Source organism: Mycolicibacterium aromaticivorans JS19b1 = JCM 16368 (assembly GCF_000559085.1).
GTDB lineage: Bacteria > Actinomycetota > Actinomycetes > Mycobacteriales > Mycobacteriaceae > Mycobacterium > Mycobacterium aromaticivorans.
Genome location: NZ_JALN02000001.1, coordinates 3420379 through 3445570, shown reverse-complemented (window position 1 = coordinate 3445570; position 25192 = coordinate 3420379). Strand labels below are relative to the sequence as shown.

Below are 25192 nucleotides of genomic sequence, written 5' to 3'. Positions count from 1 at the left end.
TCAGACCGCCTCGGCCAGCAGCTCGCCGGCGTCGATGGTCGGGTCGCCCTTCTTCCAGTTACACGCGCACAGCTCGTCGGACTGCAGCGCGTCGAGCACCCGCAGCACCTCGTCGACGTTGCGCCCCACCGATCCCGCGGTCACCGAGACGAATTGGATCTCGTTGTTCGGGTCGACGATGAACGTCGCACGGTCGGCGACGCCGTCTGCGTTGAGCACGCCGGTCGCGAGGGCCAGCTCGCGCTTGAGATCGGACACCATCGGGAACGGCAGCTTCTTGAGTTCCTCGTGCTGCGCCCGCCACTGGAAGTGAACGAACTCGTTGTCCACCGACACCCCGATCACCTGGGCATCGCGGTCCTCGAACTCGTCGTTGAGCTTGCCGAACGCGGCAATCTCGGTGGGGCAGACGAACGTGAAGTCCTTGGGCCAGAAGAAGATGATGCGCCACTTGCCCGGGCTGTCCGAGCTCGTCACCTGAATGAAGTAATCGTCGGGCTGCTGGGCGTTGACCTTCGACAGGTCACCCCCGACAACCGCTTTGAGGTCGTAGGCCGGGAACTGATCCCCGATTGTCAACAGAGCCATGATCGTCACCACTCCTTGAATAGCTAAATTGGAACCAATCCAGATTCTGCCATCGCGGTGCGGTTTAGTCAGGCCTCCACGGGTCGAAGGTGACGATTGTCACCAGTTCCGGGGACCCCGGACATCATCCATGAATTGCCCACGGAGCGAAGGGATTTAAAGCTGTGGCGCGGGTCACGCCCGCAACGGCGCAAAGGCGAAGTCCCGCAGTCCCCGGTCCGGGTCGATCTGGGCCCGGAAGCCCAGCCGATCGGCAGCCTGGGCGGGGTCGGCAACGATGTGGCGCACGTCGCCGCTGCGATACTGGCCGGTGACCAGAGGCGCCGGCCCACCCCGGGCCTCGCAGATCCGGGTGGCGACCGTCATGATCGATACCGGCCGCCCCGAGCACACATTGGCCGCCAGAAATCCGCCGGCCTGCGAGTGCACGGCCGCGACATTGGCCGCCGCGACGTCGTCGACGTGCACGAAGTCTCGCATTTGACCGCCATCTTCGAAAACCCTTGGCGGCTCGCCCTTCTCGAGCGACGACCGGAATATCGCGGCCACTCCCGAATACGGGGTGTCACGCGGCATGCCGGGGCCGTAGACATTGTGATAGCGCAGCGCGACCACCGATCCGCCGGTCGATTCGGCCCACGCCAGCGCGTAATGCTCCTGAGCCGCCTTGCTGGCGGCGTACAGGCTGCGAGGGCGCAGCGGTGCGTCCTCACCGACCAGCTGCCACTGCAGTTCCTCACCACCGACGGGACAGCGATGCTCGAACACGCCGGCATCGAGGTCGGCCCTGGTGCGCGGCAGCGGTTCGACGGCGCCGTGCTGGGGGCACCGGTATCCACCCTGGCCGTAAACCACCATCGACGACGCCAAGACCAACCGCTGCACGCCTGCGGCGAACATCTGCGACAGCAGAACCGCGGTCCCATAGTCGTTGTGACTGCCGTAGGACGGCGCGTCGGCGGCGTTCACCCCCGCCCCCACCACAGCAGCCTGATGGCACACCACGTCGACACCGGACAGCAAGGGCGCCAAGGCATCCGCATCGCGCACATCCACACGGTGTGTGTCGTCGGGCAGCTCGGCCCCGGCACCATGAGCCGCGTCGAGCATGACGTCGACCGCCACCACCTCGTGCCCGCCGGCGAGCAGCGCCGCGCGCACCCGGCTGCCGATGAACCCGGCCGCGCCGGTCAGCAGGATCCTCACGGCAGGTCGAACGGCAACTCGACACCTTCGTGCGCAAGGCAGTGTTCGCACACGCGGTCAGAGGCCACCTGGTCGATGGCTTCCAGCACCAACTGCTTGAACGGCCCCATGTTCTTCTCGAACTCCGCGAAAACGTCGACCGCGCGAACACCCGCCCCGACATCCACGCCGGCATCCAGGTCGGTCACCAAAGCAATTGCCGCATAACACATTTCCAGCTCTCGGGCGAGCACCGCCTCGGGGTATCCGGTCATGTTGATCAGGCTGAACCCTTCGCGCGCGAACCACTGGCTCTCGGCGCGGGTGGAGAACCGCGGCCCCTGCACCACCACCATGGTGCCGCCGTCGACCACACCGGGCAGCCCCGTCACCGCCGAGCGCAACGTCGGGCAGTAGGGATCGGCGAAGCCGACATGGATGCCACCGGAGTCGAAGTACGTGTCCAGCCTGCCCCGGGTCCGGTCGACCAGCTGATCGGGGACGACGACGGCGCCGGGCCCGAGTTCGGGGGTGAGGCTGCCGACCGCGCACGGCCCGAACACCCGGCGCACGCCGAGCGCACGCAACGCCCACATGTTGGCCCGGTACGGCACCGTGTGGGGCGAGAACTCATGGCTCAGGCCATGCCGGGGCAGGAAGGCCACCTCGTGCTGGCCGACCTGGCCGACTGTGATCGGCGCACTCGGCTCACCGTAGGGCGTATCCAGGTTGACGCTGCGCGCGTCGGACCCGAAGAAGGTGTAGAAACCGCTGCCGCCGATGACTCCGAGCATTGGACCATTGTGCAGGCAGTTCCGATCTCGCCGGTCACTGGCTGTCGGATGGTTCGCCAGGTGGATCGGCGGCCTTCAACCGGGCGCTGATCCGCCGGCAGCCGTCGCCGAGCGCAATCATCTGGTTCCTGCTCAGTTCGTCGAGGAAGTGTGTACGCACCACGCGGGCGTAGGTCTCCAACGACGCGGCGGTAAGGCGGAGCCCGTCTCGGGTGATCGTCGCGAGCACCCGGCGGCCGTCGTCGCTACTCGCCTCCCGGTCGACCAGTCGCCGGCGCTCGAGGCGCTGGATCTGCTGGGTCAACGCACTCGGGGTGACCATCAGCATCTCGGCCAGAGCACCCATCGGGCTGGGGCCATGACTTTTCAGATGCGTCAGCAATTGGACGTCGGCGAGGCTCAATTGGTGGTGGTGCTGCAGGGCTCGATTGACCAGTCCGTGCAATGCGATGGCGACCGACTCGAACTGCACCCACGCGTGGGCCTCGACATCGTCGAAGCCCAGTCTGTGGCGGCGTTGTTGAACCAATCGACGGCCTACGTCACCCGGTCGACGTGTCGACACAGATCCTCCGCGTGCCTGGAACGACATGGCGAGTCCCCCGCGTCGCCGCGGGGGCCGCCGTTACCTCGTCAGTACTTGTGAAGTCGGACTAGTCGGCTCCGCCGGCGCCGTGCCGCGCGCTGTGACCCTTGCCGGAGGCGCCCGCGCTCGAACCCTTGCCACCCGCGGTCTCGGACGCCGCCGGCTTGGACGACCCGTTCGCGGCGCGCGCACTCGTGACGCCGGCCTTGCCGGGGGTCACCTTGTTGCCGTCCTTCACGGTGACCGACGCGCCACTGCCCGACGCCGCATCGGCTGCCTCGGCGGACGACGACGCCGGGTCGGACCCACCCTCTACTGCGGCCGGCTGCTCCGCCGCGACAACCTTCGCGCTCGCCGCGGCCGGTTTCACCGCCGCGGCCGGGGCGGCGGGGGCTCCGAGCGCGGTGGCTATCGCCTTCGGGATCGAGATCAGCAGCGTGTAGGCGATCCCCGCGTTGTTGCCGTTGACGTCCGGCAGCGACAACAGCCCCGGATACTGGCTACCATCAGTCGCCTCGTACCCGTTGACGACGGCACCGATGAACTTCGGGAGCGCATTGACCGCGGCGTTCAGCGCGGCGACCGTCTGCCCGGCGGCCAGCGAGTCGAGCACTGCCTGGCCGCTGTCGCCGAGAGACTGGATCGAACCCTCGATCGGGCCGAGAACGCCGATCAGAGCCGGCAGCACCGTCGTGAGTCCGGTGACCGTCTTGATCACGGCGGCAAAGTTGTCGGCCATCTTGCCGGGGATGTCCAGCACCGGGAACAGCGGAAGACCGATCGTCAGGATCGCGGTGCCCAGCGCGTTGTTGATCGTGCCCGCCGCCCCGGAGAGGTCGCCGGCGGCGATCTGCTGGAGCGCGGTGGTGATCGACTGGGGCACCGTCGTCGTCAAGTAGTCATAGGTGGCCGTGGCGACTCCGCCGAGTGCCGTGCCGGTGGTCTGGGCGTAGCCGAACAAGTTGGTTCCGAGCTGGCGCAGCGCGGGCGCCGGGTCGGCCAGCCAGTCCTGTCCGATTCCCGCCACGTTGTTCACTGCGGCGGTCACGAGGTCAACCCATGGGGTGACGGGATCGAAGGTCGCGGTGAGCTGCACGCTGGAGAACGCCGACGGAAGGTGGACGTTCGACAGCGGGGACGCGACCGGTTGCATCGGTGCGAACGCGACAGCACCGGCGCCCACCAGCGCCACCCCGGATGCGATGGACGACCGCACAGCAATGCGCATTATTACTCCTGTCGAGGGGTCTGGAATGAACTCGGCAAAAGCTACCGGAGGCGAAATCGGGCGTTGGCGGTATTTTGAAGGAACTTACCGGTCAGTCAGTTCTGTGGCGCTGCTCGCAATCACAACGCCTGCGAGAGTCGCAGGTGAACGCGATGCGTCCGTCTATCAGCAAACCTTCTTGACGCGTGAATTATTTAAGCGTGCAACCATTAGGGCTGGGCCTCCCGGCCCCGCGCAGATCAAGTCTGCGATCCGCGTTCCCGAGACCCCAGGACCACTATGGTCTTCTCTTCAGCGGTTGCTGTTTGCTGACGTGCTACGTTGTCCCGACTCCGCCAGACCCCGGGGCCGGCCTTCTCGCAGCCGTCAGCTACCTCCGAGATGGACCCGTCGGCAAAACACCGAACTTTAGTTTGATGTGCTTATCGTCGGCATACGCCGGAAACATTGCGATCCAGCGAAGCGTAACCGGCAGCCCCGGGCAGCTATCACCGATAAGCGGAACGCTCACCCGATCAGCAAATATCGGCTCTTCGTATCCGCACCACACCTGAGCAACCGGGCTGACCTGCGTGCGACGATTGCGGGCATGGCGAGCATCGCGCAGTGGGTCGAAGGGGCCAGGCCCAGAACTCTGCCCAACGCGGTGGCGCCAGTGGTCGCGGGCACCGGCGCGGCGGCCTGGCTGGACGCCTTCGTGTGGTGGAAGGCGCTGCTGGCACTTGCCGTTTCACTCGCACTGATCGTCGGGGTCAACTACGCCAACGACTATTCCGACGGCATCCGCGGCACCGACGACGACCGGGCCGGGCCGCTGCGACTGGTCGGCTCAAAGCTGGCGTCACCGCGTGCGGTGCTGAGCGCCGCCGTCGTCAGCCTCGCAGTCGGTGCGGTCGCCGGACTGGCGCTGGCCGTCGTCAGCGCGCCCTGGCTGATCGCGGTGGGTGTCGTCTGCATCGCGGGAGCGTGGCTGTACACCGGCGGCTCGCGGCCCTACGGCTATGCGGGATTCGGCGAAGTCGCGGTGTTCGTGTTCTTCGGCCTCGTCGCTGTGCTGGGCACGCAGTACACCCAGGCGCTGCGGGTCGACTGGGTCGGCCTGGCGCTGGCCGTCGCGACGGGCGCGCTGTCGTCGGCCGTGTTGGTGGCCAACAACCTGCGTGACATCCCGACCGACCGGGTAGCGGGCAAGGTCACCTTGGCGGTCCGGTTGGGCGATGCCCACACCCGAATCCTCTATCAGTCCATGCTGGCCGTGGCCGGCGTGCTGACCCTGGTCCTGATGCTCGCGACGCCGTGGTGTGCGGTCGGCCTGATCGCCGCACCGCTGGCCCTGCGCGCGGCCGGCCCGGTACGCCGCGGCCTCGGCGGCCGCGAGCTCATCCCGGTGCTGCGCGATACCGGCCTGACGATGCTGGTCTGGTCGATCGCGGTGGCGGTGGCGCTGGCGTTCGGCTAGTCGGTCGACTCTTTGCCGCGCAGCCGGGCCTGCAGTTGCTCACGGTCACGGCGACGACGCTCATCGACCGCGGCGATGCTCGCGGTGGCCCGCTTGCGCAGCGGAGCCAACAGCCAGATCCCCAGCGGAAGAGCAAGCACGATCGCGAACAACAACGCCACGATGAGCGGGAACTCGGTGATCCCGATCAGCTTGCCGAGGTAGTAGATCGCCGCCGTCAGAACTACCACCAAGGCGATCCGCGCAAGGGTGTACACGAGGACGTCGAGCGCTAAGCGACCGCCCGCGCCCGGGGTCTTGTTGTCCGAATTGTCCGACACCGCGCCGAGCCTACCGACGCGCGTATATTCGGACAAAGGAGGTTTTCGTGCTGTACCTGCTGTTGATTCTGATCATCGCCGCCGCGGTCTACGTCGGCTGGCGCGCGGTTCGCGCCCAAGCGCACCGGCCGAAGACCAGGGTCGTCGGCCCCGACGACGATCCCGACTTCCTGTGGCGACTCGGCCACGGCGACAACAACCCCCGCTAGCCGAACCGTTCGTTGACGTCGACGGCCGGAAAGCCGTCGGCCACCACAGCGGCCAGCTGAACCAGAGCCTCACGAGTCTTGGGCTTCAGCCGCTCGAGATCGATTTCGGCGCCCTCTTCCAGGTGCGGGTCGAACGGCACCACGCACACCGCCCGGCACCGCCGCGAGAAGTGGTCCACCACCTTCTGCATGTCGACCTTGCCCGCCCGCGGCCGGACGGCGTTGACCACGCACACCGACCGCCGCACCAGGTCCTGATGGCCGTGGGCGTCCAGCCAATCCAGCGTCGCCGAGGCGCTACGCGCCCCGTCCACCGAACCCGAACTCACCACGACCAGTGCGTCGGCCTGCGACAGCACCGACGACATCGCCGAGTGCAGCAGCCCGGTGCCGCAGTCGGTGAGTACCAGGCTGTAGAACCGCTCGAGCACCGCAAGCGCCTTGTCGTAATCCGCGGCGCTGAACGCCTCGGACACCGAGGGGTCGCTTTCTGACGCCAGCACTTCCAGCCGGCTCGGGCCCTGCGAGGTGTAACCACGGACGTCGCTGTAGCGCTCGATCTTCTCTGCGTCGCGAAGCAGATGACGCACGGTGGCCGGGGTTTCCAGCGGCACCTTCTGGCTCAGGGTCCCACGGTCGGGATTGGCGTCGACCGCGATCACCCGGTCGCCGCGAATGGTGGCGAACGTTCCGCCCAGGGTGGCGGTGATCGTCGTCTTTCCGACCCCGCCCTTCAGCGACAGCAGCGCGATCTTGTAGCAGCCCGGCAGCGGACGGTTCACCTGTGCGACGAGGTTCGTGTGGTGCGCGGCGCGCTGACCCTCGCCGACGTTGATCAGCTTCCCGGACGCCAGATACAACCAGCGGCGCCAGCCACCGGATGGCGGCGGCTTCACCTGGCGCAGCAGCGCGCTCGTCGACAGGTCCGGATACGGCGTCGGCGGCACCGTCGGGCGGTAGGACGGCACCGGATTCTCGGCGACGTACTGGTTGAACAGCGGCGCGGCCGCGGTCAGCGACTCCATCGGGATGCCGATGGGCGGCGTGGGCGCCAGCCAGTCCGGTTCGGATTCGGGTGCGATGGTCGCCGGATCGGTGAACCGCTGTTCGGTGCGGAATACTGTTGTCGCATCAGTTAATTCATGGCCCTGGCGGGACCCATGAGGAGTGGACACGTGCACTTCCCCCTGACATATCGTTTCGGGTCGAGTGGTGATTCGTGGGTCCTTTGAACCCTAGCGCACGCTCGTGTCAGCTCACTCCGGCGTAGGAGTGCAGGCCGACCGTCACCAGGTTGATGAAGAACAGATTGAAGACCATCGCGACGAAGCCGATGACGTTGATCCACGCGGCTTTTTTGTCGCGCCATCCCGCCGTCGAGCGGGCGTGCAGGTATGCGGCGTAGACCACCCAGGCGATGAACGACACCGTCTCCTTGGGGTCCCAGCCCCAGTACCGGCCCCACGCTTCCTCAGCCCAGATGGCACCGAAGATGACGCCGAAGCCGAAGATCGGGAACGCGAAAATCGTGGTGCGGTAAGCGATTCGGTCGAGGGTCTGGGCATCGGGCATCCGCTGCACGATTTGCGCGAGCGCGCCCTCGCGCCCCGCAGCGGCCAACGGCGACATCTTCAGCAGGAACATGATGCTGGCCATACCGGCGACCAGAAATACTCCCGAACCCAGGCTGACGACCGATACGTGAATGGGCAGCCAATACGACTGCAGCGCGGGCATCACCGGCGCCGCATTGGTGTAAAGCCAACGGCCCGAGACGGTCAGGAGAATCAGCACAGGAACGAGTACGAAAACCCACAGCGCGCGGTACTGCGGTTTGCGCAGGACGATAGCGCCCGCCACCAGACCGCAGAAGCACGTCAGGTTGATGAACTCGTACATGTTGCCCCACGGCACCCGGGCGGTGGCCAGGCCGCGCAGCACGATGCAGGCGAACAACAGCGCGATACCGAGATAGACCAGCGACAGGCCGGCCTTGCCGATGCGTTCGTCGGCGGAGCGCTTCTGCTGTTCGACGACGACGCCGGGCCGATCACTGTCCGCCGCGACTCCTGCCGATACCAGCTCGCGGGCCTCGACCTTGCGGCCGCGGCTATAGGCGAGTTCGACGGCCAGCAGCAACAGCGCCAAGACCAGTACGACGACCGACGAGGTGAACGCCCAGTCGGAGTAGCGGGCCAACCCGATGTCGATGTGCTCGGTGTTCATGCGCGATCCCGCTTCGCTTCTCGCTCGGTGTTCATGCTCAGACCTTCTCTTTCGACGGCTCCGGCAGGTCCGCCAACATCCGTTCAGCGAGCTTCTCGAACTCGTTGCCCCAGCCGGAGTTGTCGGTGCGGGCCAGACCGCCCAGCTCGACGTTCACCGTACCGCCCGAGGCCAAATCTATCCCCGGGTCGCTGCGCTCTCCCCCTCGCCTTCCGCCGGGCGGCACCCCCAGCCCGCCGACAGGAGAAATCCTGGCCCACACCCGGCGGCGGCGCACGATCAGCGACACCAGCAGACCGCCCATCATCGACATCGCGAACACCAGCACCCACACCTGCCCGGGATCGTGGGAAACCTGCAGGTTGACGAACGGGGTGGCGCCGTCGAACCGGACCACGGTGCCGTCGTCGAGCCTGACCTCTTCACCTTGCTTCAGATTGGTGCGCTTGACCTTGGTCAGCCGCTTCTGCTCGATGAGCCGAGGGTCGAGGGTGAAAAGTGACTGCGGTCGGCCGGTGTCCAGCCCGGTGTCGCCGCGGTAGATGTCGATGGCCACCGCCGGGTCGTTGGCCGCCGGATACTTCGACGACAGCAGGGTGCCGTCGAGTTCGGCGGTGGGCGCGAACAGGCCCATGATCGCCAGCTGATGCTTACGCCGCTCCGAGGGGTCGGGGTACATGCCGCCGGGCGGGTCGACGCGGATCACCCCCGAGGACAGCAGGGTGTGCTGATCGTCCGGTCGCCATTGCAGAGTCTGGGTTCGCTTCTGCCCGTTCGGGAAGGTGACGGTGAAGGTCGGGGCGTAGCCGTGGCCCTGCAGGTAGACCCGGTCGCCGCCGATGCGCAGCGGATGGTTGACCTCGAGACGGTAGGGCCGCCAGGTGCCCGCGGCCAGATCGTCTCCGGCCTGGTAGTCGATGTTCGACGCGAACGACAGCGCCTGCCCGTTGGGCAGGTAGTGGGCTTGGAAGTCGTTGACTCGCAGGCACATCGGGTACAGCGACGTGCCGTCGACGCTGTTACCGGCCCGGAACGAGTCGAACGCCGCCGGCGAGGACGAGCAGACACCGGGGCCACCGTTGGCGATGACGATGACGTTGCCCTCGTAGCCGAACAGCTTGCCGACGGCGATCGCCACCAGCAGGCCGAGCAGCGAGAAGTGGAAGACGATGTTGCCGAACTCGCGCAGGTAACCCTTCTCAGCGGAGATTTCGGTGCCCTCGTCAGTGTGGCGGGTGACCCGTCGCCAGCCCTTGAGCCGTTCGGATATGCCGGCCGCGACCGACTCTTGCGTACCGACCACCTCGGCAGTGGCGTACTTGGGCAGTCGGGACAGGTTGCGCGGGGCCGGAACCGGCACGGCACGCATGCTCTTGACGTGTTCGATCATCCGCGGGGTCAGGCAACCCACCAGCGAGATGAACAACAGCGCGTAGATCGCGGTGAACCAGAAACTGGAGAACACCTCGAAGAACTGCAGGCGGTTCAACCATGGCCCGATGATGTTGTGCTCGGCGATGTACTGCTCGACCTTGGCGTCGTTCAAGCTGCGCTGCGGCAGCAGCGCACCGGGGACGGCGGCGACGGCGAGCAGGAACAACAGCACCAACGCGGTGCCCATGGAGGTCAGCGCCCGCCAGAGGATGCGGATCGGCCTGCCGAGCAGACGCAAAATCGACCCAAACCCCCTTGTTTTGGGCGATTTTGTGTCTGCTCGCGGCGGGGCGGTCGTCATATCGGCAGCCTCACGTCGGAGACGAAGGCGTCTCGCACCCAGGAGATGAAGTCGTTCCATGCCCCGGTGACCAGGGCCAGTCCGACGGCGATCAACAGCACACCGCCGACGATCTGGATGGTCCGGGTGTGCCGGCGCAGCCAGCCCAAACCGTTGGCCGCCCAACTGGATCCCAGCGCCAACACCACGAACGGGATGCCAAGGCCCAGGCAGTAGGCGATCACCAGGACGACACCGCGGGCGACGCTGGCGCCGTCGGTGGCCGAGGCGACGGTGATGACCCCGGTCAGCGTCGGACCCAGGCACGGAGTCCAGCCCAGCCCGAACACCGCGCCGAGCAGCGGTGCCCCCGCCACACCGGCGAACCGGCGCGGAGTGAACCGGGCCTGACGCTGCAGGGCCGGGATGAAGCCGATGAACGCCAGACCCATGACGATAGTCAGCACCCCACCGACACGTTGCAGCACAAGCTGATTCGTGATCAGGGTGGTGGTCATCCCCAGCACCGCCACCGTGCCGAGCACGAACACCAAAGTGAAGCCGGCGACAAACAGCAGCGCCGAGCCGGCCACCCGCAGGCGCTGCGTCCGCACGGCCACCGGACCGGACGTGTCGTCCACACCGACGACCGCCGCGAGGTAGGACAGATAGCCGGGAACCAGCGGAACCACACACGGCGAGGCGAACGACACCAAACCGGCAAGCATGCAGACGCCCAATGCAAGCAGCAGCGGGCCCGCGGCGGCGGTCTGCGCGAAACCGGTCATGGTGTGCCCGCTTTCGGCTCGGCGGCCAGCCGCTGCACCACAGGCAGCAGGTCCTCGGCCAGTAGTTCGCGCAGGAACACCGCGGCGACCCGATGTTGTCGATCGAGCACGACGGTCGACGGGATCACCGTGGCGGGGTACTTGCCGCCAAAGGCGATCATGGTGCGCATGGCCGGGTCGTAGATCGACGGGAACGTGACCTTGCGGTCGACCACGAAGTCCTGCGGAGCGCTGATGTCGTTGTCCCGCACGTCGATCCCGAGAAACGCCACGCCCAGGTCCCGGGTCTGGGCGTAGACCTGCTCCAACTGGGTGATCTCGGACCGACAGGGCCCGCACCACTGACCCCACACGTTGATCACGACGACTTTGCCCTCGAAGTCCTTCAGCGACACGGTCTTCGAGGTGTCCATCAGCTCAGGGCCGGACAACGGCCCGGGGGTTCCGCGACTGCTCGGCGGGTCGTAGAAGATGTCGGTCTTACCGCCCGGGGCGACGAACTCGAATGTGCCGCCCTGAGCGACAGCGTCGTCACCGGTGGAGCAGCCGACCAACACCGTCGCCGCCACCAGGAGGACCAACAGCCGCTTCACCGCCCGGCGAGCTCCGAGTATCCCCAGCCGACGTACTCATTCCCATCGAAGTAGAACGACGTCACCGATGCCAGGTTGCACAGCCGCCGGGTCGGAAAGTGGTGCAGCTGAGTACCGGTCATGGACCGGCGCAGCGTCTCTACCGGTAGCTGATGGCTGACGCAGACCGCTTCGTGCCCGGCACTCTTGACCCTGGCCCGCTCCACCGCACGACGCATCCGCTCGGCGATCTCCCGGTAGGGCTCCCCCCAGGTGGGTGTGCGCGGGTTGCGCAGATGCCACCAGTTGCGCGGGTCGCGCAGCGCCCCGTCGCCTGGTGAGACCTTCTCACCCTGAAACACGTTGTGCGACTCGATGAGTTCGTCATCGGTGTCGATGGCCAAGCCGTGGTGCGCAGCGATCGGCGCGGCCGTCTCCTGGGCGCGCTCAAGGGGCGACGCCACCACGTAGACGATGTCGCGGGTGGCCAGCCAGCCGGCCACCGCCTCGGCCTGGGCGCGGCCACGATCGGAAAGGTGGAAATCAGGCAGGCGCCCGTAGAGGATGCCGTCGGGGTTGTGGACTTCGCCGTGCCGCATGACGTGTACGACGGTCCGGCCGCTGGCGGCCGGCCCATCGGCTTGCGTCCGGCCGCTCATTGCTTGGCTCCTGCAGCGGCGCGCGCCGCCGTCGGCAGCGCGTCGGCGATTCGATCGAACGCCGCGTCGTCGAGTGCAGCTGAGACGAACCAGGTTTCGAAGGCGCTCGGCGGGGCGTACACCCCGGCGTCGAGCAGGGAATGGAAGAAGGCCGGGAACCGCCACGTCTCGCTGGCCTTCGCCTCGGCGAAGTTGGTGACCGGCGAGTCGGTGAAGAACACCGACAGGAAGTTTCCGGCGCGCGGAACCTGATGGGCCACACCGGCTTCGGTGAGCGCATCCGAGAGCAAGCCAGCCAGCCGGTCCGCGTTGGAGTCAAGGGCGGCGTAGACCGCGTCGTCGGCGTTGCGCAGGGTGGCCAGCCCGGCGGCCACCGCCACCGGGTTCCCGGACAGGGTGCCGGCCTGGTACACCGGACCCAGCGGGGCCAGCCGTTCCATCACGTCTCTGCGGCCGCCGAATGCCGCGGCGGGCAGCCCACCGCTCATCACCTTGCCGAAAGTGAACAGGTCGGCGTCGACGGGATCGAGCCCATACCAACCACTTCGGCTCATCCGGAACCCGGTCATCACCTCGTCGATGATCAGCAGCGCGCCATGCTCTGCGGTGGTGCGCCGCAGCGCAGCGTTGTAGCCGGGCAGCGGCGGCACTGCACCCATGTTGCCCGGGCACGCCTCGGTGATGACCGCGGCGATGCTGTCGCCGAACTTCGCGAAGGACTCCTCCACGGCGGCGACATCGTTGTAGGGCAACACGATCGTGTCGGCAGCCGTGGCGCCGGTGACTCCTGGCGACGACGGCAGACCCAGGGTGGCGACACCCGAACCGGCGTCGGCGAGCAGCGCGTCGACGTGGCCGTGGTAGCAGCCGGAGAACTTGATGACCTTGGAGCGGCCCGTGAACCCGCGGGCCAGGCGTACCGCGCTCATGGTGGCCTCGGTGCCGGAGTTGACCAGGCGCACCCGCTCGACGGGTTTCACCCGGGCGATGATCTCGGCAGCCAACTCGGTCTCCCCGGGCGTCGGCGCCCCGAACGACAGGCCGTCGGCGGCGGCGCGCTGCACCGCTTCGACGACCGCCGGGTGCGCGTGCCCCAGGATCATCGGGCCCCACGAGCACACCAGGTCGATATAGCGGTTGCTGTCGGCGTCGGTCAGCCAGTAGCCCTTGGCGGAGGTGATGTAGCGAGGCGTGCCGCCGACGGAGTTGAAAGCCCGGACCGGCGAGTTCACTCCACCGGGGATGACTGCGCAGGCGTCGGCGAACAGCCCGGCCGATGCCGCCGTAGAGGCGGCCTGATCCGTACTGCTCATGGCCACCAGTGTCCCAGACTGCGGGCATGCTCAACTACAGGGTGTAGGAGCCAGAAAGCGCACAGCACGGTAAGGCTATTCTCCTAAGGGTGTCCTCACTTTCTGATCGCATGAGCCACCGTCAACTGGCGTCGGCTCGCGCATCGGGCACCTCGGCGACGATGACGCTGGCCGACCTCCGCCGCGGCGACCGCGCCAAGGTCATCGGCTACGGGAACGACGTCGCCGGCAGCACTGCACGCCGCCTCTTCGATCTGGGCATCGTCCCGGGTATCGAGGTCACGATGGTGCGCCGCGCGCCGCTGCGCGATCCCGTGGTGTTCCGTGTCGGCGACTATGAGATCGCCCTACGGACCGCCCAATCCCGCTGCATCCACGTGGAACCGGTGACGTGAGCGGGCATCACCACGGCGGTGGCACCGCCGAAGTCAACCTGGGCCTTACCCGCTTCGCCGTGGTCGGCAGCCCCAATTCGGGCAAAACAACACTGTTCAACGCCATGACCGGTCTACACGCCAAGACCGGCAACTACCCAGGCGTCACCGTCGCGCGCTTCGAGGGCCGGATGCGCCTAGACGACCACCAGACCGTCGTCGTCGAGGACTTGCCCGGCACTTACAGCCTCGACCCGATCAGCCCGGACGAAATGATCGTCGTCGACGTCCTCGACACCGACCACCACAACAGCCGGGTCGACGTGCCCGACGCGCTGCTGGTTCTACTCAACAGCACCACCCTGCGCCGGTCACTGGGGTTGCTGGCCCAAATCCTGCAGATCGGACTGCCCACGTGTGTGGTGCTTACCTTCACCGACGACCTCGCCCGTAGGAACGGCACGATCGACGTCAAAGCGCTGTCGAAAGCCATCGGTGTTCCCGCCGTCACCGTGGTGGCCGGGCATCGCGACGGTGTCGAAACCCTGCGCTCGACGATGGCCGGCTTCCGGTCGTGGAGCGCCCCCGTGGTGCTGCCGCCCACCGAGACCAACGAGGTTACGGCGTGGGTGGACTCGGTCCTGACGCGAGCCTGCTACCACGTCCCGAATCTCGACCGGCGCACCGGGCGCATTGATGCCGTCTTGCTGCACCCGGTGGCGGGCACGCTGATCTTCCTGCTCACGATGTTCGTGTTCTTCCAGACGATCTTCACTGTCGCGGCCCCGCTCCAAGACGATGTCGGGAAGTTCTTCGGGTGGCTCGGTAGCCTCGTCGCCGCCCACGTGCACATCTCCTGGCTGGCCGCGTTCCTCTCCGAGGCGATCATCGGCGGCGTGGGCAGTGTGCTGGCGTTCGTACCGCAGATTGTGCTGCTGTTCATCCTCATCGCGCTGCTGGAAGGTACGGGATACCTGGCCCGGGCAGCGTTCCTGATGGACCGGGTCATGGCCCGTGCCGGACTCGAAGGCCGGGCGTTCGTGGCGCTTCTGTCCTCCGTGGCCTGCGCGATCCCGGGAATCATGGCGACCCGCTCCCTGCCGTCGGCCAAGGATCGGCTGGCCACGATGATGGCCGCTCCGTTGATGACCTGCTCGGCCAGGCTGCCGGTCTACATCCTGCTGGTCAGCATGCTGCTCGGGGCCGATGAACGGGCCGGTCCGTTCAACGCCCGGGGCGTACTGATGTTTGTGCTGTACCTGTTGGGCGCGGTGTCTGCGATGACCGTCGCGGCGGTTTTCAAACGGATCACCTCCCGCGGAACCCCGGCGCTGCCGTTCTACATGGAGATGCCGCCCTATCAGCTGCCGAGGCTGCGGACGGTCGTCGCCGAGGTGTGGACCGCCGCGTCGGCGTTCCTACGCAAGGTGTCGTCGATCATCCTGGTCACCACCGTGCTGCTGTGGGTCCTGCTCAACCTGCCGCTTCGTCACGACGCAGAGCTATCCGCCGCCGGGGTCGACGCCGGAGACAATGCCGCGGTGTCGTCCTATGTGCTGGACCATTCGTATGGCGCGTCGGTCGGCCGGGCGATCGAGCCGGTGTTCGGGCCGTTGGGCTTCGACTGGCGGATCAATATCGGTGTGCTGTCCTCGCTGGCTGCGCGAGAAACCTTCGTCGCCACGCTGGGCCAGGTGGCCGCCGCCCAGGATCCCGATGATCCGGCCGAGTCGCTGCACTCCATGCGTGTACAGAGCGGGCCGGATACCGGCCGCCTGTTGTTCGACGCACCGACGATCGCCGCGCTACTGGTGTTCTTCATGTTCGCCCTGCAGTGCATGTCCACCGTGGGTGTGCTGCGCCGGGAGACCGGCACCTGGAAGTGGCCGGTGATCGCCTGGGCGTACATGTTCGTCCTGGCGTGGGTGCTGGCGCTGCTGACCCGGACGATCGTGGCGGCCGTGTGGTGATCACGTTGCACGCCGAACGGGTGACCGGTGAACCCGACGCAGTGCGCTGGGTGGCTCCCACCGAAGGCATGGACGCAGGACGCATTCTGGGAGCACCCGGTGACCTGGGTGATCGGTTTGCCGATGGAACGTTGAGCAAGGGACTGGTCGAGCACGCCGGGGTCTGGCTGTGGCTACGCGAGGGCTTGTCGTGGCGTGACTACGGACCCGCGATTCAGACAGCACTGCGAGCAGCACTGGCGGAGCCGGCGGGATGGTTGATCGAGCCGGCGCCCGGAGAGATTCTCGAACGGGTGACCGGGGACCTACTGGACGGATTTGTCGGCGACTTCGTCCGCTCCCACGGTGGGTCGGTGACCGCCGAGCGACTGGGCGACATAGTGACGATTCGCCTCGGTGGCGCATGCGAGAGTTGCGCTGCAGCAGAACGCACATTGCAACAGCGGCTGGTCGGAGAGCTTCGCCGCCGTTGCCCTGACGTCATCGAGTTGAATTCAGACGGTGGCGGCCTAAACCTGACCCTCACAGCGGCGTCACGCTGAACACCGGGTGGTCGGCGAGGTCGGGCAGCTTGGTGAAGTACCCGTCGGCCGCCTTGCCGGCTTTCGCGCGGTAGGCGGGAAGAATCGCCGGGCGTCGACACCAGGGACCGGACGCCGTCGACCTCGACGGTGAGCGCCGGAATTGTCTGCTCCTGCCCGCTGTTGCGGGCCGTCACTGTCAGCGTCTCGCTGCCCGAGACGCCGGTGGCCATCGCGATCTTGATCAAAACCTTCGTCCGCTCACCACGGGCCTTGAGGTACGCCCAGGCTAGGAGTTGGATCGAGTGATGCAACTTCCGCAGTGGCTGGCCAGGTTCAACCGGCACGTCACCAACCCGGTGCAGCGATTGTGGGCCGGCTTCGTTCCGACGATGGGGATCCTCGAGCACGTCGGACGCCGCTCCGGCGCGCACTACCGCACCCCGCTGACCGTGTTCACCACCGACGACGGCATCGCGATCCTGCTCACCTACGGGCCCAATCGCGACTGGCTCAAGAACATCACCGCGGCCGGCGGCGGGCGGCTCACCCGCTACGGACGGACCTTCGCCGTCAGCAATCCGCGGGTGATGCCCAAAACTGACGCTGCCCATCATGTTTCAGGAGCTTGGCGTCCACTCTTCAGGATGCTGCCGTTCGAGTCCGCGGTACTGCTGACCCGCTCCTGACCAACGACCACCCGCAGAGCGCCACGGTGATCGCCTCGGCCAGCACGCTGATAAACGCGTGCGGCGCCGGCTGCCAGCCATGCTCGATGAACCCCTGCAGCCCGATCGTGCGCGACATCACGAAGGCCCCCAGCGAACCGAGCGCGGCCATCAACGCCACCGCGCGCAACCAGACCGGCCCGCCGACCGCGATCAGGATGGCCAGCGCGACGAAGACGCTCGTCAGCACCAGGAACCCCCGCCCGATGGCCGGAATGGAGGAGTATCCGTGCAGGTAGAGATAGCCGTGGCTGGCCGCGCTCACCAGCAGGCTCGCCGCGATTCCGAGATTCAGCAGACGGGTCATTGCAGGGTCTCCTCTTTCAGGGCGAGCACGTTCTGGCCGCGGGTGTAGCTGACCTCGCGGATGCCGAGGGCGTCATGCAATTGACCGGCGGGCAGGGTCAGCGGCTTGGGGGCGGGCCCGTCGCCGGGGTGCGGCAGCGGGTAGGCCGTGGTGGTGGCGCTGTAGAACGTGACGTTGTCCTCGGTCTTGGAAAACAGTTGGTGGACATGACCGTTAAGGCACGTCACCGACGAGAACCGGCGCAGGTAGCTCAGCGCCTGGGTGGCGTCGTCGGTGCCCCAGCCCCAGTCGGGGTACATCGCGAACAGCGGGATGTGGCTGAACACGATGATGGGGGTGTCCGACGACAGCGGCGCCACGTCCTTCTCGACGAACTCCAGCTGGTCGGCTCCAAGATGCCCCAGCTTCTTCAGGTTCAGCGTGTTGACCAACCCGATGACATGGACACCCGCGATGTCGAAGCTGTACCAGCCGTCACCGCGGGTGCCCGCCCCGAACACCGACCGGTACTTCTGCCCGGCGTCGTCGACCGAATCGTGCTCACCCGGCACGGTGAAGACGTGCGGGGTCTTGAGAGCGCCCAGCATCTGGTTGACCTGGTCGAACTGGGTGGGGGTCGCCAGATGTGTGAGGTCACCGGTGTGGATCACGAAATCGGGCGTGTACCCGAGTTTGTTGACCTGCCGGATGGCCCGCTCGAACGATCCCGTCACGTCGGCGTTGGCGGCGCCGGTGAACCCGATATGACTGTCGCTGATCTGAGCGAAGCGCAGGGTGGGCCGGGTGTCGGTGGCGGCCGGGGCGCTCGCGACGTGGGACAGCACCTCGCCGCCGACGACCGCCAGCCCGACAGCCGCGCCGAACCAGGCGCCGTGCCTGATCAGCTGGCGTCTGCTCATCTGGTGCGGGTCGCCGGTCATGCGCTCACCACCACGGTGCCGTGCATGAACGGGTGGATGCTGCAGATGTAGTCGAAGCTGCCTGCCTTCGTGAATGTGAAGCTGTATGTGGCGTTGGCGTCCAGACCCGGCGAGTGGAACGAGCCGTCGTTTGCGACGACGGTGTGCGGCTCCTCGTCCTTGTTCGTCCAGGTGACGGTGTCGCCTACCTTGACGGTCAGGGTGGCCGGTGCGAACGCGAAATTCGTGATGTTCACTGCCGTTCCGGCGACGGGCGGGGCGGCGACGGTTGTCGTTGCCTGAGGCATCGGCATTCCCGGCATGTTCGACATCCCCGGCATGCCGACCGATGTGCCGCCATTGGGCCCGAAGTCGACCGTCGGTGCCGGAGCCTTCGGCGGTGTGGCGCATGCTGCGGCGCCGACGACGACCGCCAGGCACGCCAGAGCGGTGCGGGTGTGGTGCATGAAAACTGCCTCCTCGGCTGAACCAAGTCCGCGGCGCGGACCGTCTCATCAAGAGGTAGGGCGGCGGTTACACGCCGACGGTCGGGTAACCCCGCCGCCTATCTCTTATCGATGAGCGGAAGGCAACCGATGATGGCGGCGGACGACGATCCACGCCCGCGACCCGAGCTTCGCCTGGTCGCCGAAGCGCGCTATCCGGATTGGGAATCCGTCTACGACGACAACGTCACGTGGGTCTACCGGCTGATCTTCGGCCGGGTGGGAAACCGCGCCGACGCCGAGGACCTGACCTCGGAGGTCTTCCTGGCCGCGATGCGCCCGCTGCGTTTGACTGCCAGCATCGCCGAAGTGCGTGCCTACCTGCGGGCCACCGCCCGCACCGTGCTGGCCGCGCATTGGCGCGCCACCCTGGGCACCGAGATCACCACCATCGAGGACGTGCCGGCCACCGCGTTCGGTCCCGCCGCGCCGAGCACCGCTCCGCAGCGCGTCGCCGCCCTTCTCGGCGCCCTGCCCGACAACTATCGACGGGTACTGGAACTGCGGTTCCTCCAAGGCTGTTCGGTGCGGGAGGCGGCCAGTACGCTCGGCATCAGCGTCGCGAACGCGAAAGTGTTGCAGCATCGAGCGTTGCGGCTGGCCGCACAGATCAGCGAGGGGGCCCTGCCATGACCCGCCGCGATCTTCGCCACTACATAGACGACATGCTGGCAGGCCGACAGCCGCGGGGATTCACCCCCGACGAGTTCGAGGCGGCCCAGCTGCGCACCGCTATCGACCTCACCGCCGCCCGCGAAGACGCCGGCGAACCACGACCGGAGTTCATCGAAGGGCTCAAAGCCCGGCTGGCCGCCGACATGTCCTCGGATCCGGCAACTTCGACGAGCACAGCACCGGCAAAGCGAACAATGTCGGCCACCCGCCGACAGGTGATCGTCGGCACCTCCGCCGCGGCAACCGCCGCGGTCGCCGGGGTTGCGGTCGATCGGATGGTGATCCGACCGCAGACCGACGAAGAACAAGTCGCCGACGCGGAGTTGGTACCCACCGACGGGTCCTGGCAGACCGTGACCGCCAGCGGGGACCTGCCCGAGGGGGCGGTGCACGCGTTCGACCTTGGTGCAGTCAGTGGATTCGTGCGTCGGGTCAACGGCCGGGTCGATGCGGTGTCCGGCGTGTGCACCCACCAGGGCTGCAAGCTGTGGTTCGACCAGGGCGATGACCGGCTGCGCTGTCCGTGCCACTCGACGTCGTTCTCACCGGCCGGCATGGTGGTTACGCATGCCCTTCCGATAGCACCGAACCCGTTGCCGCACTTCGAAGTCCGCGAGCGCAACGGGCTCGTGGAGGTTCTTGCACCACCACCCCGGACGACCTGAGAGCTGTAACCTGGGTGCATATCTAACGGTATGTACACCAACCTCATTGCAGCAGCACTCGTCGGCATTGCCCACGTCGTGTCCTCTGGAACCGGATCGGCTCCCGATATCGTCAGCGAACTGCAGGCCCAGGGTTACCAGGTCCAATTCAACGGTCAGCCGAGCGGTGGGCTGTCCCAGTGCACCGTCACCGGTGTCCACGAGGCAGCGCCCGTGGCGTATGTGGACTTGGACTGCCCAGCCGGTACTTAGACCGGTACTACCCGCAGCTCATCGGGCAGGCTGGGCAGGAAGTGCTTGGTCGCGAAAGCCCTTATATCGTCGGCAGTTTCGAGCGGAACCGGGCTGGGCAACAGCATCGCCATCAACGCGTAGCGCCAGATGTTGTCGGCCAGCTCATGGACGGCCTGCGGCCCGATCCGGTCGGCGAAGCCGGGCGGAAAGATCACCCGCAGCGCCGCCTCGATCCGCTGGACCGCGGCACCGTAGTGCAACCGGGCCAGTTCCAGCGTCAGCGCCGGCTCGTCGACCACCATGCGGTTGAGCACCCGGTGCCGTCTGGTTCGCAGGATCGCCTGGGTGAACGCTTCGACGTAGTAATTCGACTGCGGGCGGGCGGTTTTCAATTCCTCGGCGATGTCGTGGAACAACCGTAGGTTTTCCCGGTCCATCACCGCGGCCACCAGGTCGTCCTTGTTGGCGAAGCGACGGTAGATCGTCGTCCGGCTCACCCCGGCCCGGCGGGCGACGTCATCAAGGGCAACCCGGCGGATGCCATGACGATCGAACTCGACGAGCGCGGCGTCGAGTATCGCTTCGGTCGACTGGTCAGGCATGCCCTGCCTGCGCGAAACCCTTTGCGGCGTAGCGGTTGTAGCGGACATTCATCGGAAGATGATCCCACAGCCAGTTCACCGGACGCGAGCGCCAGAACGCCGCGAAGCGCTGGTAATTGCGCTCCTTGCGATCACTCCATGGCAGGCCGAGGATCTCGCGGGTGCGCGGTGGCATCCCCCCGGTGGTCAGAAACGCCGCGATGGGGTTGAAGACCGGTGCCACCAGCCGCCAGACGATCGGGTTGACGGCTTTGGGCCGCGGGAATCCCTTGGTGACGTAGCCGACGCCGTAAACGGCCGTTCGATGCGCGACCAGCACCTCGTTGATCATCCGGTCCCAGTAGCGCTCGAACTCGGCGTAGTCGGCGGGCATCGGGCGGTCGCTGACGCCGTAGCGGCGATACCAGGTCTTGGACTCCAGATACATCTGCTCCTTCTCCTCGCGCGAGAGGCGCTTGACGAAGGTGTCGGCGAAGTACAGCGCCTGATCGAAGAAGGTGGCGTGCGCCCAGTAGTAGGTGTCGGGATCCAGCGCGTGGTAGCGGCCGGCCTTTCCTGGTGGGCCAGGCATATCGCCCTTGATGTTGTGGTGGAAGTCGCGGACGCTGACGCCGGCGTTGTCGTCTTCGCTGCCGTAGACGGTCATGAAGATCGGCGGCAACGAGCGCTTGATCCGGGCCGCGGTGTCGGCGAACCACACCGAATGGTCGAGCACACCCTGGCCGAGTTCGGCGAGCATGTTCTGCAGCACCGCCGGACGCGGGCCGATGAGGAACATCCGGTTGTCGCCGAAGTAGCGCCACACCAGTGACTGCGGGCCCAGCGGCAGGGCGTCGGTCGCGGAGTCAGATTCGGCGAGTTCCGTCATGTGCAACAGTGTTACAGATTTCGCACTTTGTACCAACCGGTTCGTGACGAGCGTCACCCCGTCGCCGAGATTCACGAAATGCAGGTCTCGCCTCGCAGTTCTTCTGCGAATCGTCGGTTTCGCGGAGGAGTCAACTGAAGCGCTTGAGGCGCAGGCTGTTGGTCACCACCAGCACCGAGGAGAACGCCATGGCCGCGCCGGCGATCATGGGGTTCAGCAGGCCCAGCGCCGCCAGCGGGATGGCCGCGACGTTATAGCCGAACGCCCAGAACAGGTTCTGCTTGATGATCCGCAGGGTGCGCGACGACAGCCGCAGTGCGGTCGGGACAGTGCGCAGGTCCCCGCGGACCAGCGTGATGTCGCCGGCCTCGATCGCCGCATCGGTCCCGGTGCCCATCGCCATGCCTACGTCCGCGGTGGCCAATGCCACCGAATCGTTGACCCCGTCCCCGACCATCGCGACCTTGTGCCCCAGCGCCTGCAATCGGCTGATGGCGTCGGCCTTCTCCGAGGGCAGCACGCCCGCGATGACGTTCTCGGCCGCTATGCCGACCTCGGCGGCCACCCGCGCGGCAACCGCGGTGTTGTCGCCGGTCAGCAGAATCGGCGTGATGCCCATGGCCTTCAACTCAGCGATGGCCTCCGCACTGGTCGGCTTGACTGCGTCGACCAACCGGATCACCCCACGGCGGCTGCCGTCGGCGCGGACCTCGACGCTGGTGCGCCCGTCGTTTGACTGCTCGGCGGCGCGGGACACCCGCACCCGCACGCCGCCGACGACGCCGCTGACGCCGGTCCCGGGGTCGTTGGCGAAGTCATGGACCGCGGGAACGGTCAGGCCCCGCTCCCGGGCGGCGGCGACGATCGCCGCGGCCACCGGGTGCTCGGACGCGGATTCGACCGCGGCCGCCTGAGCCAGCACCGCGTCGGCGTCGGTGCCGGCTTCGGTCTCGACGGCCGCCACGGCCATCGAGCCGGTGGTCACCGTGCCGGTCTTGTCGAGGACGACGGCGTCGATGCCGGTGACGGTTTCGAGAACCTGGGGCTCCTTGATCAACACCCCGAGTTGAGCGCCGCGGCCGGTGCCGACCAGAATCGCGGTCGGTGTCGCCAGGCCGAGTGCGCACGGGCAGGCGATGATCAGCACGGCGACCGCCGCGGTGAACGCCTCCGTGGCCGACCCGCCGGCCACCAGCCAGGCAACCAGTGTGACCGCCGCGATGGCCAACACCACCGGCACGAAGATCGCCGACACCCGATCGGCCAGCCGCTGGATGGACGCCTTCCCGCTTTGTGCGTCGGAGACCATCCTGGCCATCCGCGCGAGCTGGGTGTCACCACCGACGCGCTTGGCGCTCACCAGCATTCGGCCGTAGGTGTTGACCGCTCCGCCGAGTACCTCGTCACCCGGGCCGACGTCGGCGGGCACCGACTCCCCGGTCATCGCCGAGGTGTCCAGCGCCGACGCACCGTCGACGATCACGCCGTCGGTGGCCACCCGCTCTCCTGGTCGCACGACGATGACGTCACCAACATTCAAGTCCTGCACTGGGATTCGCACCTCGGCATCGTCGCGCAGCACGGTTGCCTCCTTTGCGCCCAGCGACAGCAGCGCCCGCAGCGCCGCTCCCGCCGACCGCCTGGCTTTGGCCTCGGCATAGCGGCCGGCCAGCAGAAACACCGTCACCGCGGCCGCGACCTCGAAGTAGACGTGGCCGTGCCCGTGCTCGGCGGCGCCGGTCAGCACCGCATACAGCGACCACAGGTAGGCGGCCAGTGTGCCGATCGATACCAGGGTGTCCATCGTCGAGGATCCGTGGCGCGCACTGTTCAGGGCGGCCTTGTGGAACGGATAGCCGCCCCAGACCACGATCGGGGTTGTCAGCGCCAACACCACCCACAACCATCCCGGGAACTGCCACGGCATCACCATCGACAGCGCCACCACCGGGACCGCCAGCAATGCCGAGCCGACCAGCCGAGGGCGCAGCTGTTCGCTCGGGACGTCGTGGTTCATGTGGTCGTCGCCGTGGCCGGAGTGGTCCACCACCGATGCGTGATAGCCGCTGGATTCCACGGCGTGGATCAGATCGCGTTCTGAGACCTGTGGGCCGTGCTCGACGTGTGCGCGCTCGACGGCGAAGTTCACCGTGGCCTGCACGCCGTCCAGATCGTTGAGGCCGCGTTCGATACGGGCCGCGCAGGACGCGCAGCTCATGCCGGTCAACTGAAGGTCGGTCGTCGCCATAAGCCCGATGATACCCCTAGGGGGTATCTTGTCCAGTGTCTCCTGAATCACCACAACAGCACGCCGGCCTCGTCGTCTGGCGGTTCGGGATCCTCCTGGTCCGGCGGGTCGGGATCGTCGTCCGAGCTGTCCGGCGGGGGCACCGACGACAGGTGCCGAGGCCGTCCGGCCGTCACGATGACCCGCCCATCAACCCCGGACAGCTGCCCCCGCGACGCTCCCGGATCGTTTCGATCAACCCCGAGACAGGCACCAGACCGCCGACCGCCAACCCGTCAAGACGACCCCGGCCATGCTCCTCGGCGGAGAACTCGCCCATGACAGGCAGTTCGGCCATCACCGCGAGCAATCCGCACGCCACGGGCCACGGCTCCGCCGGAAGGCCGACAACAGCGTTTCGCAGCGCCCCGCGCGCCGCGTCCGCCAAGGTGCGGACCCGCCACTGGTCGAACGGCTCGAGGCCCGCGTCGGACACCGGGGCACCGGGCTGCTGCCGAGTGCGCAGCCAGCCCTGGTCGACCAGCTGTTCCCGCACCGCGGTGATCGCTTCGTGCCGGTTGTCGGCGATCAAGTGCGCCCAAGTCGCCCGGTTGTGAACGCCCACCTGGGCGAATTCGGCACGCAAAATCGGATCATCGGGACTGGCCGCCCGGGCCGGGACCGGCGCGCCGGCACGCTCCACCAGGAAACCGCGCAGATGCAGGTCCGTCAGCATCGCGGCCCGCAGCGCAAAGCCGAAGAGCTGAGGATCGTAGCCGTCGAACCGACCGCTCCGAGGATCGAACGCGAGCATGAACAGCTGCCCGTGCAGGGTCGGGGGCACGGGGGAGAACTCGGACGACCGATCGCCGGTGCGCCCCACATCGCCTCCTCGCTCCCCGTTTCCAACTCTGGGCCACCGACCGCGCGAGGACATCCGTAGCCGACTACTCGATTTTCGGCCCGATTTGGATG

General features: G+C 67.2%; 30 protein-coding genes. 9 read left to right on the top strand and 21 right to left on the bottom strand.

What is annotated here, in order from left to right; all coding sequences use genetic code 11:
- The 5 genes from Y900_RS16525 to Y900_RS30325 all read right to left on the bottom strand — a co-directional run bounded on the left by Y900_RS16525 (nucleotide 1) and on the right by Y900_RS30325 (nucleotide 4381).
- Nucleotides 1–588 carry a peroxiredoxin gene (locus tag Y900_RS16525; protein ID WP_036347014.1) on the bottom strand — a complete coding sequence of 196 codons (588 nt, stop codon included), beginning with the start codon at nucleotides 586–588 and terminating at the stop codon, nucleotides 1–3.
- Between the two features lie 174 nt (nucleotides 589–762).
- The gene (locus Y900_RS16520; RefSeq protein ID WP_036343245.1) at nucleotides 763–1794 is read right to left on the bottom strand and encodes an NAD-dependent epimerase/dehydratase family protein; all 1032 of its coding nucleotides are present in this window, start codon (nucleotides 1792–1794) and stop codon (nucleotides 763–765) included.
- Nucleotides 1791–2567 carry an S-methyl-5'-thioadenosine phosphorylase gene (locus tag Y900_RS16515; protein ID WP_036343244.1) on the bottom strand — a complete coding sequence of 259 codons (777 nt, stop codon included), beginning with the start codon at nucleotides 2565–2567 and terminating at the stop codon, nucleotides 1791–1793. Before Y900_RS16515 ends, Y900_RS16520 begins: the two co-directional genes overlap by 4 nt.
- A gap of 34 nt (nucleotides 2568–2601) precedes the next feature.
- Entirely contained in the window at nucleotides 2602–3132 is a 531-nt protein-coding gene (locus tag Y900_RS16510; protein WP_237752581.1) for a MarR family winged helix-turn-helix transcriptional regulator, read from the bottom strand.
- A gap of 88 nt (nucleotides 3133–3220) precedes the next feature.
- On the bottom strand, nucleotides 3221–4381 hold the full coding sequence (locus Y900_RS30325; protein WP_051660108.1) for a hypothetical protein: 1161 nt from the start codon (nucleotides 4379–4381) through the stop codon (nucleotides 3221–3223).
- Nucleotides 4382–4970: 589 nt separating this feature from the next.
- On the opposite strand from Y900_RS30325, the gene Y900_RS16500 reads away from it, so the two are divergent.
- The gene (locus Y900_RS16500; RefSeq protein WP_036343243.1) at nucleotides 4971–5840 is read left to right on the top strand and encodes a 1,4-dihydroxy-2-naphthoate polyprenyltransferase; all 870 of its coding nucleotides are present in this window, start codon (nucleotides 4971–4973) and stop codon (nucleotides 5838–5840) included.
- Here Y900_RS16500 and Y900_RS16495 read toward each other — a convergent pair.
- Nucleotides 5837–6160, bottom strand: coding sequence for a DUF4229 domain-containing protein (locus Y900_RS16495; RefSeq protein WP_036343242.1), 324 nt, complete (start codon nucleotides 6158–6160; stop codon nucleotides 5837–5839). The genes Y900_RS16500 and Y900_RS16495 overlap by 4 nt on opposite strands.
- A gap of 47 nt (nucleotides 6161–6207) precedes the next feature.
- On the opposite strand from Y900_RS16495, the gene Y900_RS31735 reads away from it, so the two are divergent.
- Nucleotides 6208–6369 (top strand): hypothetical protein, encoded by a 162-nt coding sequence (locus tag Y900_RS31735; RefSeq protein WP_109751082.1) that lies wholly within the window; start codon nucleotides 6208–6210, stop codon nucleotides 6367–6369.
- Here Y900_RS31735 and Y900_RS16490 read toward each other — a convergent pair.
- The 7 genes from Y900_RS16490 to hemL form a co-directional block, all read right to left on the bottom strand.
- Nucleotides 6366–7544 carry a MinD/ParA family ATP-binding protein gene (locus Y900_RS16490; protein WP_036347007.1) on the bottom strand — a complete coding sequence of 393 codons (1179 nt, stop codon included), beginning with the start codon at nucleotides 7542–7544 and terminating at the stop codon, nucleotides 6366–6368. The genes Y900_RS31735 and Y900_RS16490 overlap by 4 nt on opposite strands.
- Nucleotides 7545–7620: 76 nt before the next feature.
- Nucleotides 7621–8595: a c-type cytochrome biogenesis protein CcsB gene (gene ccsB / locus Y900_RS16485; protein ID WP_036343241.1), complete on the bottom strand. Its 975-nt coding sequence runs from the start codon at nucleotides 8593–8595 to the stop codon at nucleotides 7621–7623.
- Nucleotides 8596–8632: 37 nt separating this feature from the next.
- On the bottom strand, nucleotides 8633–10330 hold the full coding sequence (resB, locus tag Y900_RS16480; RefSeq protein WP_109751080.1) for a cytochrome c biogenesis protein ResB: 1698 nt from the start codon (nucleotides 10328–10330) through the stop codon (nucleotides 8633–8635).
- On the bottom strand, nucleotides 10327–11097 hold the full coding sequence (locus Y900_RS16475; protein ID WP_036343240.1) for a cytochrome c biogenesis CcdA family protein: 771 nt from the start codon (nucleotides 11095–11097) through the stop codon (nucleotides 10327–10329). The genes resB and Y900_RS16475 overlap by 4 nt, the downstream gene beginning before the upstream one ends.
- Nucleotides 11094–11690: a TlpA disulfide reductase family protein gene (locus Y900_RS16470; protein WP_036343239.1), complete on the bottom strand. Its 597-nt coding sequence runs from the start codon at nucleotides 11688–11690 to the stop codon at nucleotides 11094–11096. Before Y900_RS16470 ends, Y900_RS16475 begins: the two co-directional genes overlap by 4 nt.
- Nucleotides 11687–12328 carry a histidine phosphatase family protein gene (locus tag Y900_RS16465; protein ID WP_051660107.1) on the bottom strand — a complete coding sequence of 214 codons (642 nt, stop codon included), beginning with the start codon at nucleotides 12326–12328 and terminating at the stop codon, nucleotides 11687–11689. Before Y900_RS16465 ends, Y900_RS16470 begins: the two co-directional genes overlap by 4 nt.
- On the bottom strand, nucleotides 12325–13641 hold the full coding sequence (gene hemL, locus Y900_RS16460; RefSeq protein WP_036343238.1) for a glutamate-1-semialdehyde 2,1-aminomutase: 1317 nt from the start codon (nucleotides 13639–13641) through the stop codon (nucleotides 12325–12327). The genes Y900_RS16465 and hemL overlap by 4 nt, the downstream gene beginning before the upstream one ends.
- A gap of 110 nt (nucleotides 13642–13751) precedes the next feature.
- Here hemL and Y900_RS16455 point away from each other — a divergent pair, with 110 nt between their 5' ends.
- From Y900_RS16455 to Y900_RS16440, 4 genes are all read left to right on the top strand, one after another.
- Entirely contained in the window at nucleotides 13752–14036 is a 285-nt protein-coding gene (locus Y900_RS16455; protein ID WP_051660106.1) for a FeoA family protein, read from the top strand.
- On the top strand, nucleotides 14033–15985 hold the full coding sequence (feoB, locus tag Y900_RS16450; protein WP_051660105.1) for a ferrous iron transporter B: 1953 nt from the start codon (nucleotides 14033–14035) through the stop codon (nucleotides 15983–15985). Before Y900_RS16455 ends, feoB begins: the two co-directional genes overlap by 4 nt.
- Nucleotides 15982–16527 carry a NifU family protein gene (locus tag Y900_RS16445; RefSeq protein ID WP_157838256.1) on the top strand — a complete coding sequence of 182 codons (546 nt, stop codon included), beginning with the start codon at nucleotides 15982–15984 and terminating at the stop codon, nucleotides 16525–16527. The genes feoB and Y900_RS16445 overlap by 4 nt, the downstream gene beginning before the upstream one ends.
- Before the next feature lie 287 nt (nucleotides 16528–16814).
- Nucleotides 16815–17195, top strand: coding sequence for a nitroreductase family deazaflavin-dependent oxidoreductase (locus Y900_RS16440; protein ID WP_036343237.1), 381 nt, complete (start codon nucleotides 16815–16817; stop codon nucleotides 17193–17195).
- On the opposite strand, the gene Y900_RS16435 is transcribed toward Y900_RS16440, so the two are convergent.
- Genes Y900_RS16435 through Y900_RS16425 form a run of 3 tightly spaced genes read right to left on the bottom strand, consistent with a single transcriptional unit; the run spans nucleotide 17149 to nucleotide 18907 of the window.
- Nucleotides 17149–17541 (bottom strand): hypothetical protein, encoded by a 393-nt coding sequence (locus Y900_RS16435; RefSeq protein ID WP_036343235.1) that lies wholly within the window; start codon nucleotides 17539–17541, stop codon nucleotides 17149–17151. The two genes, Y900_RS16440 and Y900_RS16435, sit on opposite strands and share 47 nt — an antisense overlap.
- The gene (locus Y900_RS16430) at nucleotides 17538–18461 is read right to left on the bottom strand and encodes a metallophosphoesterase family protein (protein WP_036343233.1); all 924 of its coding nucleotides are present in this window, start codon (nucleotides 18459–18461) and stop codon (nucleotides 17538–17540) included. The genes Y900_RS16435 and Y900_RS16430 overlap by 4 nt, the downstream gene beginning before the upstream one ends.
- Nucleotides 18458–18907 (bottom strand): cupredoxin domain-containing protein, encoded by a 450-nt coding sequence (locus Y900_RS16425; protein ID WP_051660103.1) that lies wholly within the window; start codon nucleotides 18905–18907, stop codon nucleotides 18458–18460. The genes Y900_RS16430 and Y900_RS16425 overlap by 4 nt, the downstream gene beginning before the upstream one ends.
- A 132-nt stretch (nucleotides 18908–19039) precedes the next feature.
- Between Y900_RS16425 and Y900_RS16420 the strand changes: the two genes are divergently transcribed.
- The 3 genes from Y900_RS16420 to Y900_RS16410 are packed head-to-tail and all read left to right on the top strand — an operon-like array spanning nucleotide 19040 to nucleotide 20538.
- Nucleotides 19040–19579, top strand: coding sequence for an RNA polymerase sigma factor (locus tag Y900_RS16420; RefSeq protein ID WP_036346981.1), 540 nt, complete (start codon nucleotides 19040–19042; stop codon nucleotides 19577–19579).
- On the top strand, nucleotides 19576–20286 hold the full coding sequence (locus Y900_RS16415; RefSeq protein ID WP_036343231.1) for a Rieske (2Fe-2S) protein: 711 nt from the start codon (nucleotides 19576–19578) through the stop codon (nucleotides 20284–20286). The genes Y900_RS16420 and Y900_RS16415 overlap by 4 nt, the downstream gene beginning before the upstream one ends.
- A 30-nt stretch (nucleotides 20287–20316) precedes the next feature.
- On the top strand, nucleotides 20317–20538 hold the full coding sequence (locus Y900_RS16410) for a hypothetical protein (RefSeq protein ID WP_036343229.1): 222 nt from the start codon (nucleotides 20317–20319) through the stop codon (nucleotides 20536–20538).
- Here Y900_RS16410 and Y900_RS16405 read toward each other — a convergent pair.
- From Y900_RS16405 to Y900_RS30320, 5 genes are all read right to left on the bottom strand, one after another.
- Nucleotides 20535–21122, bottom strand: coding sequence for a TetR/AcrR family transcriptional regulator (locus Y900_RS16405; RefSeq protein ID WP_036343227.1), 588 nt, complete (start codon nucleotides 21120–21122; stop codon nucleotides 20535–20537). The genes Y900_RS16410 and Y900_RS16405 overlap by 4 nt on opposite strands.
- Entirely contained in the window at nucleotides 21115–21990 is an 876-nt protein-coding gene (locus Y900_RS16400) for an oxygenase MpaB family protein (RefSeq protein WP_036343225.1), read from the bottom strand. Before Y900_RS16400 ends, Y900_RS16405 begins: the two co-directional genes overlap by 8 nt.
- Before the next feature lie 130 nt (nucleotides 21991–22120).
- A complete protein-coding gene (locus Y900_RS16395; protein ID WP_036343223.1) occupies nucleotides 22121–24238 on the bottom strand; it encodes a heavy metal translocating P-type ATPase in 2118 nt (705 codons plus the stop codon).
- Nucleotides 24239–24285: 47 nt separating this feature from the next.
- Nucleotides 24286–24414: a hypothetical protein gene (locus Y900_RS33460; RefSeq protein WP_272945554.1), complete on the bottom strand. Its 129-nt coding sequence runs from the start codon at nucleotides 24412–24414 to the stop codon at nucleotides 24286–24288.
- Complete coding sequence (locus Y900_RS30320; RefSeq protein WP_051660102.1) at nucleotides 24411–25100, bottom strand: GOLPH3/VPS74 family protein; 690 nt, start codon at nucleotides 25098–25100, stop codon at nucleotides 24411–24413. Before Y900_RS30320 ends, Y900_RS33460 begins: the two co-directional genes overlap by 4 nt.
- Between the last annotated feature and the right edge of the window lie 92 nt (nucleotides 25101–25192).